Annotated in this window: 15 protein-coding genes; 10 read left to right on the top strand and 5 right to left on the bottom strand. The window is 69.1% G+C overall.

Annotated features, from left to right (window positions below):
- Nucleotides 1-127 precede the first annotated feature (127 nt).
- The gene (locus tag ACIRG5_RS35010; RefSeq protein WP_402912926.1) at nt 128-955 is read left to right on the top strand and encodes a hypothetical protein; all 828 of its coding nucleotides are present in this window, start codon (nt 128-130) and stop codon (nt 953-955) included.
- On the opposite strand, the gene ACIRG5_RS35005 is transcribed toward ACIRG5_RS35010, so the two are convergent.
- Nucleotides 952-1,506, bottom strand: coding sequence for an XRE family transcriptional regulator (locus ACIRG5_RS35005; RefSeq protein ID WP_330274024.1), 555 nt, complete (start codon nt 1,504-1,506; stop codon nt 952-954). The two genes, ACIRG5_RS35010 and ACIRG5_RS35005, sit on opposite strands and share 4 nt — an antisense overlap.
- A gap of 55 nt (nt 1,507-1,561) precedes the next feature.
- Here ACIRG5_RS35005 and ACIRG5_RS35000 point away from each other — a divergent pair, with 55 nt between their 5' ends.
- The 3 genes from ACIRG5_RS35000 to ACIRG5_RS34990 are packed head-to-tail and all read left to right on the top strand — an operon-like array spanning nt 1,562 to nt 5,003.
- Nucleotides 1,562-2,266 (top strand): AzlC family ABC transporter permease, encoded by a 705-nt coding sequence (locus tag ACIRG5_RS35000; RefSeq protein ID WP_402912922.1) that lies wholly within the window; start codon nt 1,562-1,564, stop codon nt 2,264-2,266.
- Entirely contained in the window at nt 2,245-2,553 is a 309-nt protein-coding gene (locus tag ACIRG5_RS34995) for an AzlD domain-containing protein (RefSeq protein WP_319979135.1), read from the top strand. The genes ACIRG5_RS35000 and ACIRG5_RS34995 overlap by 22 nt, the downstream gene beginning before the upstream one ends.
- 53 nt (nt 2,554-2,606) lie before the next feature.
- Nucleotides 2,607-5,003: a BREX system ATP-binding domain-containing protein gene (locus ACIRG5_RS34990; protein ID WP_402912920.1), complete on the top strand. Its 2,397-nt coding sequence runs from the start codon at nt 2,607-2,609 to the stop codon at nt 5,001-5,003.
- On the opposite strand, the gene ACIRG5_RS34985 is transcribed toward ACIRG5_RS34990, so the two are convergent.
- Entirely contained in the window at nt 5,000-5,440 is a 441-nt protein-coding gene (locus ACIRG5_RS34985) for an Lrp/AsnC family transcriptional regulator (protein WP_030478062.1), read from the bottom strand. The genes ACIRG5_RS34990 and ACIRG5_RS34985 overlap by 4 nt on opposite strands.
- 74 nt (nt 5,441-5,514) lie before the next feature.
- Between ACIRG5_RS34985 and ACIRG5_RS34980 the strand changes: the two genes are divergently transcribed.
- Nucleotides 5,515-6,702 carry a trans-sulfuration enzyme family protein gene (locus ACIRG5_RS34980; protein WP_402912917.1) on the top strand — a complete coding sequence of 396 codons (1,188 nt, stop codon included), beginning with the start codon at nt 5,515-5,517 and terminating at the stop codon, nt 6,700-6,702.
- 138 nt (nt 6,703-6,840) lie between these two features.
- Nucleotides 6,841-8,184 (top strand): amino acid permease, encoded by a 1,344-nt coding sequence (locus tag ACIRG5_RS34975; RefSeq protein WP_402913336.1) that lies wholly within the window; start codon nt 6,841-6,843, stop codon nt 8,182-8,184.
- Nucleotides 8,185-8,197: 13 nt separating this feature from the next.
- Here ACIRG5_RS34975 and ACIRG5_RS34970 read toward each other — a convergent pair whose 3' ends face one another.
- Nucleotides 8,198-9,100, bottom strand: a complete 903-nt coding sequence (locus ACIRG5_RS34970; protein WP_402912915.1) for an aldo/keto reductase — start codon at nt 9,098-9,100, stop codon at nt 8,198-8,200.
- Between the two features lie 87 nt (nt 9,101-9,187).
- Between ACIRG5_RS34970 and ACIRG5_RS34965 the strand changes: the two genes are divergently transcribed.
- From ACIRG5_RS34965 to ACIRG5_RS34950, 4 genes are all read left to right on the top strand, one after another.
- On the top strand, nt 9,188-9,889 hold the full coding sequence (locus ACIRG5_RS34965) for a TetR/AcrR family transcriptional regulator (protein ID WP_402912913.1): 702 nt from the start codon (nt 9,188-9,190) through the stop codon (nt 9,887-9,889).
- A 24-nt stretch (nt 9,890-9,913) separates the two neighbouring features.
- Nucleotides 9,914-10,558 carry a pyridoxal 5'-phosphate synthase glutaminase subunit PdxT gene (gene pdxT / locus ACIRG5_RS34960; RefSeq protein ID WP_402912910.1) on the top strand — a complete coding sequence of 215 codons (645 nt, stop codon included), beginning with the start codon at nt 9,914-9,916 and terminating at the stop codon, nt 10,556-10,558.
- A complete protein-coding gene (locus ACIRG5_RS34955; RefSeq protein WP_402912908.1) occupies nt 10,555-11,304 on the top strand; it encodes a YebC/PmpR family DNA-binding transcriptional regulator in 750 nt (249 codons plus the stop codon). Before pdxT ends, ACIRG5_RS34955 begins: the two co-directional genes overlap by 4 nt.
- 157 nt (nt 11,305-11,461) lie before the next feature.
- Nucleotides 11,462-12,961, top strand: coding sequence for a carboxylesterase/lipase family protein (locus ACIRG5_RS34950; protein ID WP_402912906.1), 1,500 nt, complete (start codon nt 11,462-11,464; stop codon nt 12,959-12,961).
- On the opposite strand, the gene ACIRG5_RS34945 is transcribed toward ACIRG5_RS34950, so the two are convergent.
- Nucleotides 12,949-13,116: a DUF397 domain-containing protein gene (locus ACIRG5_RS34945; protein ID WP_402912904.1), complete on the bottom strand. Its 168-nt coding sequence runs from the start codon at nt 13,114-13,116 to the stop codon at nt 12,949-12,951. The genes ACIRG5_RS34950 and ACIRG5_RS34945 overlap by 13 nt on opposite strands.
- Complete coding sequence (locus tag ACIRG5_RS34940; protein ID WP_402912902.1) at nt 13,113-13,949, bottom strand: helix-turn-helix domain-containing protein; 837 nt, start codon at nt 13,947-13,949, stop codon at nt 13,113-13,115. Before ACIRG5_RS34940 ends, ACIRG5_RS34945 begins: the two co-directional genes overlap by 4 nt.
- Nucleotides 13,950-14,049 lie beyond the last annotated feature (100 nt).

Below are 14,049 nucleotides of genomic sequence, written 5' to 3'. Positions count from 1 at the left end.
CTTGTGGCAAGGCCCCCTGTCTGCTATACGGTTAAGTGGGAAGAATCGCACCCCGAACGTGTGGAGCGCGTGTAGGTCGCGGGTGGTTCTCGTCCCCGCGCCGCTTTCCGCTTGTCATCATGTCGGCATGAACGTGCCGTTCCGCTGGGACCTCGTGACGCCCGACCAGCTCGGATCGCTGCTCGACGACGTGGTCGCACCCGAGGTGTGGTACCTCGACGAGCTCGCGGAGTGCGCGGGCAAGGTCCTGGCTCGCAGCGGCAACGGCGACCTGGTGTTCGTCGGGCGATCGCTCGACTCGATGTTCGACCTGCTCAGCGGGGCGCTGCCGGACTCGGGACGGGCGCTGAGCCGGTTGCCGATCTCGCTGTACGGCTCTGGTGAGCTCATCCCCGGCGACGTCCGCCGTGCCAGGGAGATGGCCGCGGCGATCGGCATCACGCCCGCTGCGCTGGCCAGGCGCGATCGCCCGGTGACCTTCGTGGACGTCGTGCACGTCGGCTCCACGTTCACCAAGCTCTTCGCGCTCCTGGACGACTGGATCACCGAGGAGCGCGAGACCTGGCCCGCGATCCGGCGCAAGCTGCGGTTCGTCGGCGTCACGATGCGCACGAAGACCAGCCCCAACACCTGGCGCTGGCAGCAGGAGCACCCCGAGTGGACCCACCGCCTGCCGGCCTCCGCGGTGGTGAACGTCTCGCTGGAGAGGGCGGTCTGGACCTACTTCGGCGACCACCAGACCAAGCTGACGCGGGGTTACCGGCTGGTGAAGTGGCGTGAGTACTCCGGCGAGATCAAGAGGGATGAACGCACGCGCATGGCCCTGGCGGAGGCCGTGCACCTGGTCGAGCTCGGGCGCACCAAGGACGTCCGGCGCATGATCGCGCGCGCCATGGACGGCGAGCCCGCCCTCTCCGAGCCGTGGCTGCGCACGTTGCGAAGCCGGCTGAGCTAGACGGTGTGCTCCATGACCATCATCGCGGTCGTGCCCGGCTCCAGCGCCTTGCAGATGTGCGGCAGGTCGCCGGGATAGACGATGTAGTCGCCCGGCCCGAGTTCGATCGGGTCGTCGGCGAGGCCCGCCAGGCAGCGGCCGGACGCCACGATCATGTGCTCGACGCTGCCCGGCACGTGCGGCAGCGACTCGCGGGCGCCACCGGGTTCGAGGGCCAGCCAGTAGATGTCGTGCTTGGTGCCCGGACGGCACGCGGCCAGCAGTGTCGCGGAGTAGTGCGCCTGTTCGGAGTGGATGACCGGTCCCTCGCCGGCGCGGATCACCTGCACGCGCGGCACGGCGGGTTCGACGAGGCGGCTGAACGGGACGCCGAGCGCGACGCCGAGTGCCCACAGGGTCTCCACGCTGGGGTTTCCCGCGCCGGACTCCAGCTGGGAGAGCGTCGACTTCGCTACGCCGGCCTTCTTCGCGACCTCGGTCAGCGACATGCCGGTGCGGTCGCGCTCGCGCCGGAGGTTGGCCGCGATGAGGTCGAGTGGTGCGTTCGACACAGAAGTCCATCCGTTCGTCTTGACGAACACCGATCCCAGGTGTTCATCTTAATGGGTGGTACGTTCGATCTGGCGAACTCTTGATGCTGTACTTCTGCGTGACGTGGCTGCGGTCGCGTTGGGTGCCGCGGTGACCGGCGCGAGTTTCGGCGCGATCTCGGTCGGCTCCGGCCTGCCGTGGTGGATGCCGGTGCTGATGTCGCTGGTGATCTTCGCGGGCGGCTCGCAGTTCATGGCCGTGGGTGTCGTCGCCGCAGGTGGCAGCCCTGCCGCCGCGGTGCTGGCCGGGCTCGTGCTCAACGCGCGGCACCTGCCGTTCGGCCTCGCGGTCGGGGACGTGCTGGGCAGGAGCCCGCTCGCGCGGATCGTCGGCAGCCACCTGCTGATCGACGAGTCGACGGCGTTCGCGATGGCGCAGAAGGATCCCGCGAGAGCGCGTGCGGCCTACTGGGCGTGTGGCGTGTCGCTGTTCTTCAGCTGGAACACGGGCGTGCTCATCGGTGCGCTCGTGGGGCAGGCGATCGGCGACCCGATGACGTTCGGGCTGGACGCGGCGTTCCCGGCGGCCCTGCTGGCGCTCACGTTGCCGGCGCTCAAGGACGCGGCGACGCGCAACGCGGCGCTGGTCGGCGCCGCGATAGCGCTCGCGACCACGCCGTTCCTGCCCGCCGGTGTGCCCGTGCTGCTCGCGCTGGCCGGGCTGTTCGCGTTCCGCACGACGAAGAAGAAGGAGGAGCCGTGCCCGTCACCGCAGTCCTGATCCTGGCCGCCGGCACCTTCGCGATCCGTCTCGCCGGACCGTTGCTGCGCGACCGCGTCACGTTGCCGGAGAAGGTCCGCGAACTGATGTCCGCTTCGGCGACGGTGCTGCTGTTGGCGCTGGTAGCGGTCTCGGCGTTGACGAACGGCAGGCAGTTCGGCGGCTGGGCGCTCGCGGCGGGCGTCGCCGTCGGCGGGCTCGCCGCGTGGCGCAAGCTGCCGTTCGTGGCGGTCATCGTGCTCGCCGCGGCGACCACGGCGGGTCTGCGGCTCATCGGGGTGGCATAGCGCCAATGCTTCCGCGATAGGCGGCCAATGGCGGGCAGGCCTCAGATGGACCCATGGGCGCGAAACCTGGACTGGTCGGGCGGGACCGGGAGACGACGCGGCTGGCGGAGGCACTCACCGCGGCTTCTGGCGGTGACGGGCACCTCGTGGTGGCCACCGGGGGACTCGGGGCCGGCAAGACGGCACTGCTCACGACCGCGCGGGAGCTGGCCGCGCGGCACGGGTTCACGGTGCTGGCGGCGCGCGGCAGCTACCTGGAGCGCGACCTGCCGTTCGGGCTGGTCAGCCGCCTTTTCGTCTGCGTGCAGCCGGGGGACGACGTCCAGCACCAGCCGCGCATCGCGGCCGCGCTCGGGCAGTCCGACTCGCTGGCCGAACCGGGCCCGGTGACGTTGCCCGAACTGCACGTCCTGCATCGCGCGCTCGCTCGGATGGCCGCCGAACGCCCCGTCGCCCTCGTCGTGGACGACGCGCAGTGGGCCGACCAGCCGTCGCTGCAGTGGCTGAGCACCCTGCCGCACCGCATCGAGCACCTGCCGATCTTCGCGCTGGCCGGCATCGGTGCGGGCGAGGTGTGCGCCGGGCCGCAGACCCTCGAGGAACTGCTCGCCGCGTCGACCAGCGAGATCAGGCTGGACGAGCTGTCGTTCGCCGACTCGCGGGCGTTGGTCGAGAACGAGCTGGGGCCGCAGGACGACGACTTCATCGCGCTCTGCCGCGCTGAGGCGGGCGGCAACCCGTTGCTGCTGCTCAACCTCGTGCGCGCGTACACCGACCACGTCGTCGGACTCACCGCACCGGCGTTGCTGCCGACCGTCAACGTCCGCCTGCGCCGCCTCGCCCCGCACGCTCCGGACGCGTTGCACGCTTTGGCCGTGCTGGGCGGCGAAGTGACTTTGCCGCGCGTCGCCGAGTTGATCGGCATCGAGCCGTGCGAACTGGCCGGGACGATCGCCGCGCTGCACCGGATGGGGTTGCTGTCGGCCGATGGTTCCTTGGTGCATCCGTTGGTGCGCAACACTTTGCGCGAAGAGCTGACCATCACCGAACGCCAGGACCTGCACGCCGCCGCAGCCCGGTTGCTCACCGAGACGGGCGCGTCGGCCGAGGCGGTGGCCGAGCACCTGGTCGAGACCCGGCCGCAGGGCGAGGAGTGGGCGACCGAGGTGCTCGTGTCCGCCGCTCAGCGGTCCCGGACGCGCAACCGGGTCGTGGACGCCGTCCGGTACCTCAGGCGGGCGATGGACGAGCCGGAGGCCGCCGGGTTGCTGGCGGAACTCGGCGAGGTCGAGTCCTATGTGGACGTCCCGGCGGCGGTGGACCACCTGGGAGAGGCCGATCCCGCGCACCCCGCGTTGCCGTGCCTGCTGGCGTTGCTGGGGGAGGAGCCGCAGGTCGAGCCGGACGTCATCGGCGATCCCGACGTCCTGCCGTCGACGCCCTCGGAGTTCGAGCCCTACCTGCGGGCCGTTGGGTTCGTGAGGATGCGCGGCGAACTGACGGCCGCCTATGCGCGTGTGGACCGTGCGTTGACCGTGGCGCGTCGCTGGCAGCACCGGCCGTGCGTCGCGGCTGCACTCACGGCGCGTTCGGCGTGCCTGCGGGATCTGGGACGGCTGGCGGGTGCCGAGTCCGATGCCCGCGAGGCGTTGGCGGTTCTGGAGAGCTGCGGCGCGGCGCGCGTGTCGACGCCGGTGTTCGCGGCCCTGACCGAGCTTTCGTTGGCGCTGCTGGAGATGGGCGACGTCGAGATGGCGTCGGCCGTGTTCGAGGTGGTGCCCGGCGAGGTGCCGGACCTGTTCGGCGCGCCCGCGTTGCTGGCCGCGCGGGGACGGGTGCGGATCGCGGCCGAGCGGCGCAAGGACGGTGTGCGCGACCTGCTGGACTGCGGCGAACGGCTGCACGTGCGCCGTTGCGACAGCACGTCGTGGCGGCTGCCCCTCGGAGGAGACCACCTTCTCGCTGAGGAACGCCTTGCACGCTCGATCGGCGCGGTGCTGCCGTTGGCGGCGTCGTTGCGCGCGCAGGGCGTGCTTCTCGGCGCGGAAGGCATTGGGCTACTTCAGGAATCGGTCGACCTGCTGGCTTCGTCCGGCGCCCTCCTGGAACGGGCGCGGAGCCACTTCGCGCTGGGCCGCGCGCTGCACCTGGCCGGACGGGTGAAGCCGGCCCGCGCCGAGCTGCGCGTGGCCGTGGACCTGGCCGACGACTGCGGCGTCGAGGAACTGGCCGAGGAGATCCGGCAGGAGCTCGCCGCCGGGCCCGCGGGCCTCACCGAGTCCGAGCGGCGCGTGGCCGCATTGGCCGCCGAGGGCAAGATGAACCGCGAGATCGCGGCCGTGCTGTTCGTGCAACTGCGGACCGTCGAGATCCACCTGACGAAGGTTTATCGCAAGCTCGGCATTGACGGCCGCGACCAGCTCGCGCCCGCATTGCGGCTCGCCGGTTAATGCTTTCTGACGTGTGAGAAGAGGAGGTTTGTATGAACCTCTGTCACCTCTCGCCGGCTGGTGAACTTGTCGAGCACGAGTCGTTGCAGATGGCCGACGTCCGATACCGCGACGTGCACCAGGAAATCCTCCGGACCGGTCACGTGGGAGAGCGCGAGCGTTTCCGGAAGGCTCAGCACATAAGCCATGAACGGGTCGACGATCTCCTTGGTGTGCGGGCGGATCTTCACCGCGAGCATCGCCTGGACGTGCTGACCGACGGCGCCCGGATCGATCTCGGCGTGGTAGCCGGTGATCACGCCGCGTTCTCTGAGAGCCCGGTGCCGGACCACCGCCGTGGACTGCGCGACGTTGACGCGTTCGGCCAGGTCCTTGTTCTGCAGCCGCGCGTCCTTCCGCAACTCCCGCACGATGGCCTCGTCGATCGAATCCAGCACGGCCGTTCTCCGTTCCGCCGAATCGCCTGCGGTCTTCTGACCATCCTTCCGAGGAAGTCTCCACCATTCGGGCTATGACGCGCATCGAGACCATCGCAGTGCACGGCGGCCGCGACGACCTCGCGGAGCTCGGCGTGCACGCGCCTCCCATCGACCTGTCCACCACCTACCCCGTGCCTGACCAGGCGCTCGGCGGGGAAGCGCTGGGTGAGTGGGCCACCGGCGCCGCACAGGCGGCCTCGCCCGTCTACGCGCGGCTGCACAACCCGACGGTGGCCCGTTTCGAGCAGGCGCTCGCGGCTCTCGAGCACACCGAGACGTCCGTGGCGTTCGGCAGCGGCATGGCAGCGGTGACCGCCGTCGTCCAGGCCGCCTGCGTGATGGCGGGAAAACCGCACGTCGTAGCCGTGCGGCCGTTGTACGGCGGCACCGACCACCTGCTGTCGTCCGGTCTCCTGGGCGTCACGACCACGTACGTCGAAGCGGGCCTGGTGTCCTCCGCGATCCGGCCGGACACCGGGCTGATCGTGGTCGAGACCCCGGCCAACCCCAACCTCGACCTGGTCGACATCGAGCACGTCGTGCGCCAGTCGGGCGGTGTGCCGGTGATGGTGGACAACACCTTCGCGACGCCGATCCTGCAGAACCCCTACCTGCACGGAGCCTCGTACGTGCTGCACTCCGGCACCAAGTACCTGGGCGGGCACGGGGACGTGCTCGGCGGTGTCGTGGCCTGCTCTGAGTCGCTCGCGGCGGCGTTGCGGCAGGTCAGGATCATCACGGGCGCGGTTCTGCACCCGTTGGGCGGCTACCTGCTGCATCGCGGGCTGGCCACGCTGCCGTTGCGCGTCAAGGCCGCGTCGCAGTCGGCGGCCGTCCTGGCGGCGCGACTGGCTGAGCACGACGCGGTGGAGTTCGTGCGCTACCCGTCCACGTCACGGCAGATGCGCGGGACCGGCGCCATGATCGCGTTCGGCGTGCATGGCGATCCCGTCGAGGTCGTGCGCCGGTTGAAGCTCATCACGCCGGCCGTGTCACTGGGTTCGGTGGACACCCTTATCGAGCATCCCTCGGCTTTGACCCATCGCCTGGTACCCGGAGAAGAACTGCGTGCTTCTGGCGTTCCGGACAATTTGCTGCGCATTTCCGTCGGACTCGAGCACGTCGAGGACATTTGGGAGGACCTAAACGCAGCGCTGTGTGATGTCGCTTACGTTAAGTCTTCCCCAGGTGATTACTTGGTGATGACCGCCACTCGCTAGGGTTCCCCGAATCAGCGCGTCGGGGCGCGGGAGGTTCCGACGCGAGCATTTTTCCGTTTCGGAAGGAACCTCCTCGTGAGTTCTGTGGAAACTGATGCGGACGGCTACACCAAGGCGCTGACCAAGCGTCAGGTGCAGATGATCGCAATCGGTGGTGCTATCGGCGTCGGCCTTTTCCTGGGTGCGGGTGGACGCCTCGCCACAGCGGGGCCGTCGCTGATCCTCGCGTACGCGGTGTGCGGCCTCGCGGCGTTCTTCGTCATGCGCGCGCTGGGTGAACTCGTCCTCCATCGCCCCGTGTCCGGCAGCTTCGTCGAGTACGCCCGCGAGTTCATCGGTCCGTGGGCCGGGTTCACATCGGGCTGGCTCTACTGGCTGAACTGGGCGATGACAGGCATCGCCGAGATCACCGCCGTCGCGATCTACATGCACAAGTGGTTCCCGGACATGCCGCAGTGGATCACCGCGCTGGTGGCCCTGGTGGTGTTGATCGCGATCAACATGTTGTCCGTCAAGCTCTTCGGCGAGCTGGAGTTCTGGTTCAGCGTCATCAAGGTGACCGCGATCGTGGTCTTCCTGGTCGTCGGCGTGGGCCTGGTCATCGGCAACGCGGACATCGGCGGCACCACCGCGTCGGTCTCGAACACCCTGGGCCACGGCGGCCTGTTCCCGGCAGGCTTCGGCATCGCCCTGATGACGTTGCAGGCAGTCGTTTTCGCGTACTCGGCCATCGAACTCGTCGGCATCGCCGCGGGCGAGACCAAGGACCCCGAGAAGATCATGCCGCGCGCCATCAACGGCGTCGTCTACCGCATCGCGATCTTCTACGTCGGCTCCGTGCTGCTGCTGACGATGTTGTTGCCGTGGGACCACTTCACCGGCACCGAATCCCCGTTCGTGACCGTGTTCTCGGCCCTGGGCATCCCGGCGGTCGGCGACATCATGAACGCCGTGGTGCTGACGGCCGCGTTGTCCTCCTGCAACTCGGGGCTCTACTCGACCGGGCGGATTCTCAGGTCGCTGGCGCAGAAGGGTGAGGCTCCGGCCATCACCGGCCGGATGAACTCCCGGCACGTGCCGTACGGCGGCATTCTGTTCACCGGTGTCGCCTACCTGTTCGGTGTCGTTCTCAACTACATCGTGCCCAAGGAGGCGTTCGACATCGCGATCGCGGTGGCCTCGCTGGGTGTGGTGTCCACCTGGGCCACTCTGATCATCTGCCAGCTCCGGCTGCGCAAGAAGGCTTTGGCCGGCGAGATCCAGCGGCCGTCCTATCGAATGCCCGGCGCGCCCTACACCTCGTACGGGACGTTGGCGTTCCTGGCGTTGGTGATCGGGCAGATGGCGTTCGCCGGGACCGCCGAGAAGATCGCGTTCTGGTCGATCCCGGTGCTCGCCCTGGTGCTCTTCCTCGGGTGGCGCTTCGTCAAGTCGCGTCAGCCTGCCGAACCGGCGCGGGAGCAGCTCGTCCGCGCCGACTGACGGGACAGCCGCGTCAGCGGTGGCTCGCCATCGCTGACGTGAGCGCGTCGATGGTGGACTGGTGCGGCTGGTCGATCACCGCCTGGGACTCGTCGACGAGGCCGGTCAGCCGGCTGACCTCCTCGTCGGTCAGGTCCGCGGCGACGTCGGCCGCGGTCACGTTGGCGCGGAGGTGGTCCGGGTTCTTCGTGCCCGGGATGACGACCATCGCGGGGGACCGGCGCAGCAACCAGGCCAGCGCGACCAGGGCCGGTGTCGTGCCGAGCCGCTGCGCGGGACCGGTCAGCTCGTCGTAGGAGGCGAGCTGACCGGAGGCCAGCGGGAAGTACGGGACGAACATGATCCCCTGCGCCTCGCAGTCGGCGAGGACCTGCACGCCGCTGCGGTCGAGCAGGTTGAAGCGGTTCTGCACAGCCGCGATCGGCGTCAGCTCCCGTGCGCGGGCCAGCGCCTCCGGTGACGCGCCGGACAGCCCGATCCGGCGGACGAGCCCCTGGTCGCGGAGCTCGACGAGCACGCCGAGCGAGTCCTCCAGCGGCACGTCGCTCTGCTGCGACAGGCCGTCCCGGTCGAGCCGCAGGTAGGTCAACTCGCTGACCTCGGTGCCGAAGTCGGCCAGCGCCTCGTGCACCTGCGCCCGGACGGTGTCCGGGTGGTCCGTGATGATCCACGAGCCGTCCTGGCCGCGACCCGCGCCGACCTTGTTGCCGATGATCAACTCATCTCCGAACGGCCGCAGCGCCTCGCCGACCAGCCGGTTGACCGTGCGCGGCCCGTAGGCGTTCGCGGTGTCGAAGAACGTCACGCCCAGCTCGACCGCCAGGCGCAGCACCCGCCGCGCCGACTCGGGGTCGTCCGGAAGACCCCACACGTTCGGCCCGGCGAGCTGCATGGCGCCATATCCCACTCGGTTCACTGCGTCTCCCTGTGTGTATCACTGCGACGCAGAAGTGCGTATCAGTGCTCCGTAACAGTGATACGCCTGATGCCGTAGCATTGCAACATGGACGACGTGAAGGCCAGGACGCGGCAGCAGATCCTCGAGGTGGCCGCCGAGATCCTGGAACGCGAGGGCGCCCAGGCGGTGTCCACGCGCTCGGTCGCCGCGGCGGCCGGCATCCGCGCGGCGTCCCTCTACCAGCTCTTCGGGGACAAGGACGGCCTGCTCGCCGCCCTGGCGATCCACGCGTTCGACCTCTACCTCGCCCAGAAGCAGACCGTCGCGCACACCGACGACCCGGTGGCCGACATGCGCCGGGGCTGGGACTTCCACGTCGACTTCGGCGTGGCCCACCCGGCCTTCTACGTGCTGATGTTCGGCACCGCCCTGCCCGGCCGCCGCCCGCCCGCCGCCGAGCAGGCCCGCGAGCTCCTGCTGGGGTTCCTCGACCGCGTGGCCGCCGCCGGCCGGCTGCGCGTCCCGCCCGCTCTCGCCGCCGACCTGCTGACGGCCGGGATCACCGGCGTCACCCTCTCGCTCATCGGCACCCCGGCCGGGGACCGCGATCCGGAGGTCTCGACCAGGATGCGCGACGTCGTCGTCGACTCGCTCGTCACGGACGCCGCTCCCGCCGCCGGCCCCGGCCTCGCGCCGCACGCCCTCGCCCTCGACACCGCCCTCGTCACCGCCGGCGAGGACGGCCTTCCGCTGCGCCCGGCCGAGACGGCCCTGCTGCGCGACTGGCTCGGCCTGCTGGCCCGCTGACGGCCGGGCCGATCGCGCTCGAATATGCTGGTGAGCATGGTTGTCGCTGCCCCTCCCGTCATTGGCGTGCTCGCTCTACAGGGCGATGTCCAGGAACACCTCGTGTCCCTCGCGAAGTGTGATGTCACCGCACGGCCCATTCGCAGGCCCGAGGAACTGGACGAGCTGGACGGCATCGTCATCCCCGGCGGCGAGTCGACGACCATCAGCAAGCTCCTGGTCAACTTCGAGCTGCTCGAACCGCTCAAGGCCAAGATCAAGGCCGGATTCCCCGCCTACGGGTCGTGCGCGGGCATGATCCTGCTGGCCGAGACGGTGCTGGACGGCCGTGAGGACCAGGAACAGCTCGGTGGCCTGGCGGTCACGGTGCGCAGGAACGCGTTCGGACGGCAGATCGACTCGTTCGAGACCGATCTCGACCTGGCCGGCGAGAACGTGCACGCCGTGTTCATCCGTGCGCCGTGGGTGGAGGCGGTTGGCGAGGGGGTCGAGGTTCTCGCTACGGTGCCCGTTACGGCTGAAGCGGGTGATGCCGCCGGTAGGATCGTCGCGGTCAGGCAGGGCAACGTGCTGGCCACGGCGTTTCATCCGGAGCTCACGGGGGATGAGCGCGTCCATCGCCTGTTCGTGGACATGGTTCGTGGTTTGACTGGTTCGGAGGAGAAATGAGCGGCCACTCCAAGTGGGCGACCACCAAGCACAAGAAGGCCGCCATTGACGCCAAGCGCGGCAAGCTGTTCGCGCGGCTGATCAAGAACATCGAGGTCGCGGCCCGCACGGGTGGTGGGGACCCGGATGGCAACCCGACGCTGTTCGACGCGATCCAGAAGGCCCGCAAGAACTCGGTGCCGCTGGACAACATCGAACGCGCCCGCAAGCGCGGTGGTGGTGAAGAGGCCGGCGGTGCCGACTGGCAGACCATCATGTACGAGGGCTACGGGCCCAACGGTGTCGCGGTGCTCATCGAGTGCCTCACGGACAACCGCAACCGTGCCGCCACCGAGGTTCGCACGGCGATGACGCGCAACGGCGGTTCGATGGCCGACCCCGGTTCGGTGTCGTACATGTTCAGCCGCAAGGGTGTCGTGATCGTGCCGAAGGCGGAGACGTCCGAGGACGACGTGATGCTCGCGGTGCTGGAGGCGGGTGCCGAGGAGGTCAACGACCTGGGCGAGGCCTTCGAGGTCGTGTCCGAGGCCGGTGACCTGATCCCGGTCCGCAAGGCGCTGCAGGACGCGGGCATCGACTACGAGTCGGCCGAGTCGAGCTTCATGCCTTCGGTGTCGGTGCAGCTGGAGGTCGAGGGCGCGAAGAAGATCTTCAAGCTCATCGACGCGCTGGAGGACTGCGACGACGTGCAGAACGTCTTCGCGAACTTCGACGTGTCCGACGAGGTCATGGCCGAGGTCGGCTGAGCACGTCCCACTTTCGACGGAACGCCGGTCACGCGAATCGCGTGGCCGGCGTTCTGCATGTCCGACGAATGGCGGACGTGGCGCTAGACCTTGGAGGGTCGTGAGACGGCTCCTGTGGCGGTGGACTGGTCCCCTGACACCGAACTGGGGAGATGTCATGCGATTGCGTTGGGTGGTGCCGCTCGTCGCGGCCGGGCTGCTGGCGAGCACGGCGGTGGCGTCGGCGGACGACCTGGTCGTGCGGACCGGATACGGCGCCGTGCGTGGGGAAAGCGGCGGAAGCACGCGGGTGTTCGAGGGGATTCCGTACGCCGCTCCGCCGGTCCACGACCTGAGGTGGCGCGACCCGCGACCGCCTGCGAAGTGGGACGGCGTGCGGGACGCGGTCGAGCCGGGACCGGCGTGCGCTCAGCTGCCGGGCGAGTTGCCGAAGGGCAGCGACAGCGAGGACTGCCTCTACCTCAACGTCACGGCGCCCGCGGGCAAGCACAAGCCCGTGGTCGTGTGGCTGCACGGCGGCGGGTACTACATGGGGGGCGGGTCCAATTACGACGCGCGGCGGTTCGCGGAACGCGGCGACGTCGTCGTGGTGACGATCAACTACCGGCTCGGGATCTTCGGGTTCCTGGGCATGCCGGGGCTGCCGGGATCCGGGACGTTCGGCCTGCGCGACCAGCAGGCCGCGCTCAAGTGGGTGCGGGCCAACATCGGCGCGTTCGGCGGGGACCCGCGCAACGTGACACTGGCCGGGCAGTCGGCCGGGGCGATGAGCGTGTGCGCGCAGCTCACGTCGCCGGGCGCGGCCGGGTTGTTCGACAAGGCGGTCATGCAGAGCGGATCGTGCGCGACCGGGTGGCTCGACAACTTCGAGTACCGCGGCGAGCAGGAAGCGACGATCTTCCAGCCGTTGGACGCGGTCGCGGCGCACGGGGCCGACGTGGCACGCGAGTTGAAGTGCGCGGACGTGGAGTGTTTGCGCGGCAAGGAGATCGAGAAGCTGATGCCGTACCAGCGCGCCTTCATCCAACCCGCGTACGGAACGGCCGCGCTGCCCACCTATCCGGGCGATGCCGTGCGGGACGGGCGATTCCACCGTGTGCCGGTGCTCAGCGGCACGACGCGGGACGAGGCACGGCCGTGGATCGCCGCCTACGAGGACAACGGGACCGCCGCGATGCGTCCCGACACCTTCGAGACGGTGCTCGCTGAGACTTTCGGCGACCAGGCGGCGGCGGTCAGGGCCGTGTACTCGCCCGAGAAGTACGGGTCGGCGGCACTCGCATGGGCTGCGCTGGTGACGGACAAGATGTGGTCCTGCACCCAGCTCAAGACCGATCGTGGGCTTGCGGCCAAGACGCGCGTGTACGCCTACGAGTTCGCCGACCCCACTCCGCCGAAGCTGTCACCGCTTCCGCCGACCATGCCGCTGGGTGCCCAGCACGCGTCGGACCTGTGGGACTTCTTCGACCTGGGCGGGCGAACCCCGAAGTTCACGCCCGCCCAGGAGAAGTTGTCCGAGCGCATGATCGACCACTGGGCCGCCTTCGCCGCCCACGGCGAACCGGGCTGGCCGAGGTTCAGGGGCAGTGACGCCCTGTCGTTCGCGCCGGACGCGATCGGCCAAGTCGACCTAACCGCCACGCATCACTGCGACTGAGTGGCCTTCACGTTGTTCAAGAACGCCGACCACGCATCAGAAGAGAAGGGGAGGTGCGTGGTCGGCGCCTTGCTGTCACGGATGCCGACGCCACGGCCGACCTCGACGCAGTTGTTGCCGTCGCCGGTGTAGGTGCTCTTGCGCCACACGGTCATTGGAGGCCCTCCAAGATGCTGTTGATCACCGCCCTCGATTCTTCCTCATCCAGGGCGACGGCAGCGAGGTCCTTCAGGATGTTCTCGTAGACCTCGACGGTGCCCTTGTCATCGAAGAACAGCCCACACTTCACGCTCTCGATGTAGACGACCGGTGGGTACTTCGGGAACTTCATCAGCCGGAAGTCGCCCGCAGCACCGGCGTGCATGCCGACCGACCTCGGGATGATCCGGATGGTGATGTAGTTCCGCACCGACATCCGCAGCAGGTGAGCGAGCTGCTCCCGCCACACCTCCTCGCCGCCGACCGGAAGCCACAGCGCCTGCTCGTGCAGGTAGAAGGTGAAGGTCCGGCTGTATTCGAGGATCTCCGCTCGGGCGACCCTCGCCTCCACCGTCGCCGGGATGTTCTCCGGCGGGACCGTCCGTGCCTTGGCGGTGACAGCCTCGATGTACTCCCGAATCTGGAGCAGGCCGGGCACCACGATCATCGACCAGTCGATGATCTCGTTGGCTTCCTTCTCCTGGTTGATCAGAGTGCGGGCCTGGTCGGGCAGGCCGTCCTCGGGAATCTGCACGTAGAAGCTGCCGGACTCGCGGAACAGGTCGAGCAGGCGTTCGCGTTCGGCGAGCGGGACGCGGCAGTAGGCGAGCAGCGTGGCGACTTCCAACTCGTTCACGCCGCCCTTGCCGGCGAGCATGTCGGACAGTTTGGCCTCCTGCCAGCCGAGCACCTCGGCGAGCTGGCGCTGGGTCAGTCCGGTGCTCTCGATGGCGGCTCGGACGCCGTTGCCGAACTCGCGGCCCACCACGCTGGACGATCTCTTGGGCATGGACGGACGGTAGGGGCAGAGACCGCGAAACCTCTATCGTTTCGCGCCAAATCTGCCTGAAGGTGGGAGCGTTGGAACAGCTCCAAGCAGGCATAAGGTG

The organism is Lentzea sp. NPDC102401 (assembly GCF_044765805.1).
Taxonomy (GTDB): Bacteria; Actinomycetota; Actinomycetes; order Mycobacteriales; family Pseudonocardiaceae; genus Lentzea; species Lentzea sokolovensis.
The sequence above is the reverse complement of the archived record's forward strand: the minus strand, read 5'-3'. Positions and strand labels throughout refer to the sequence as shown.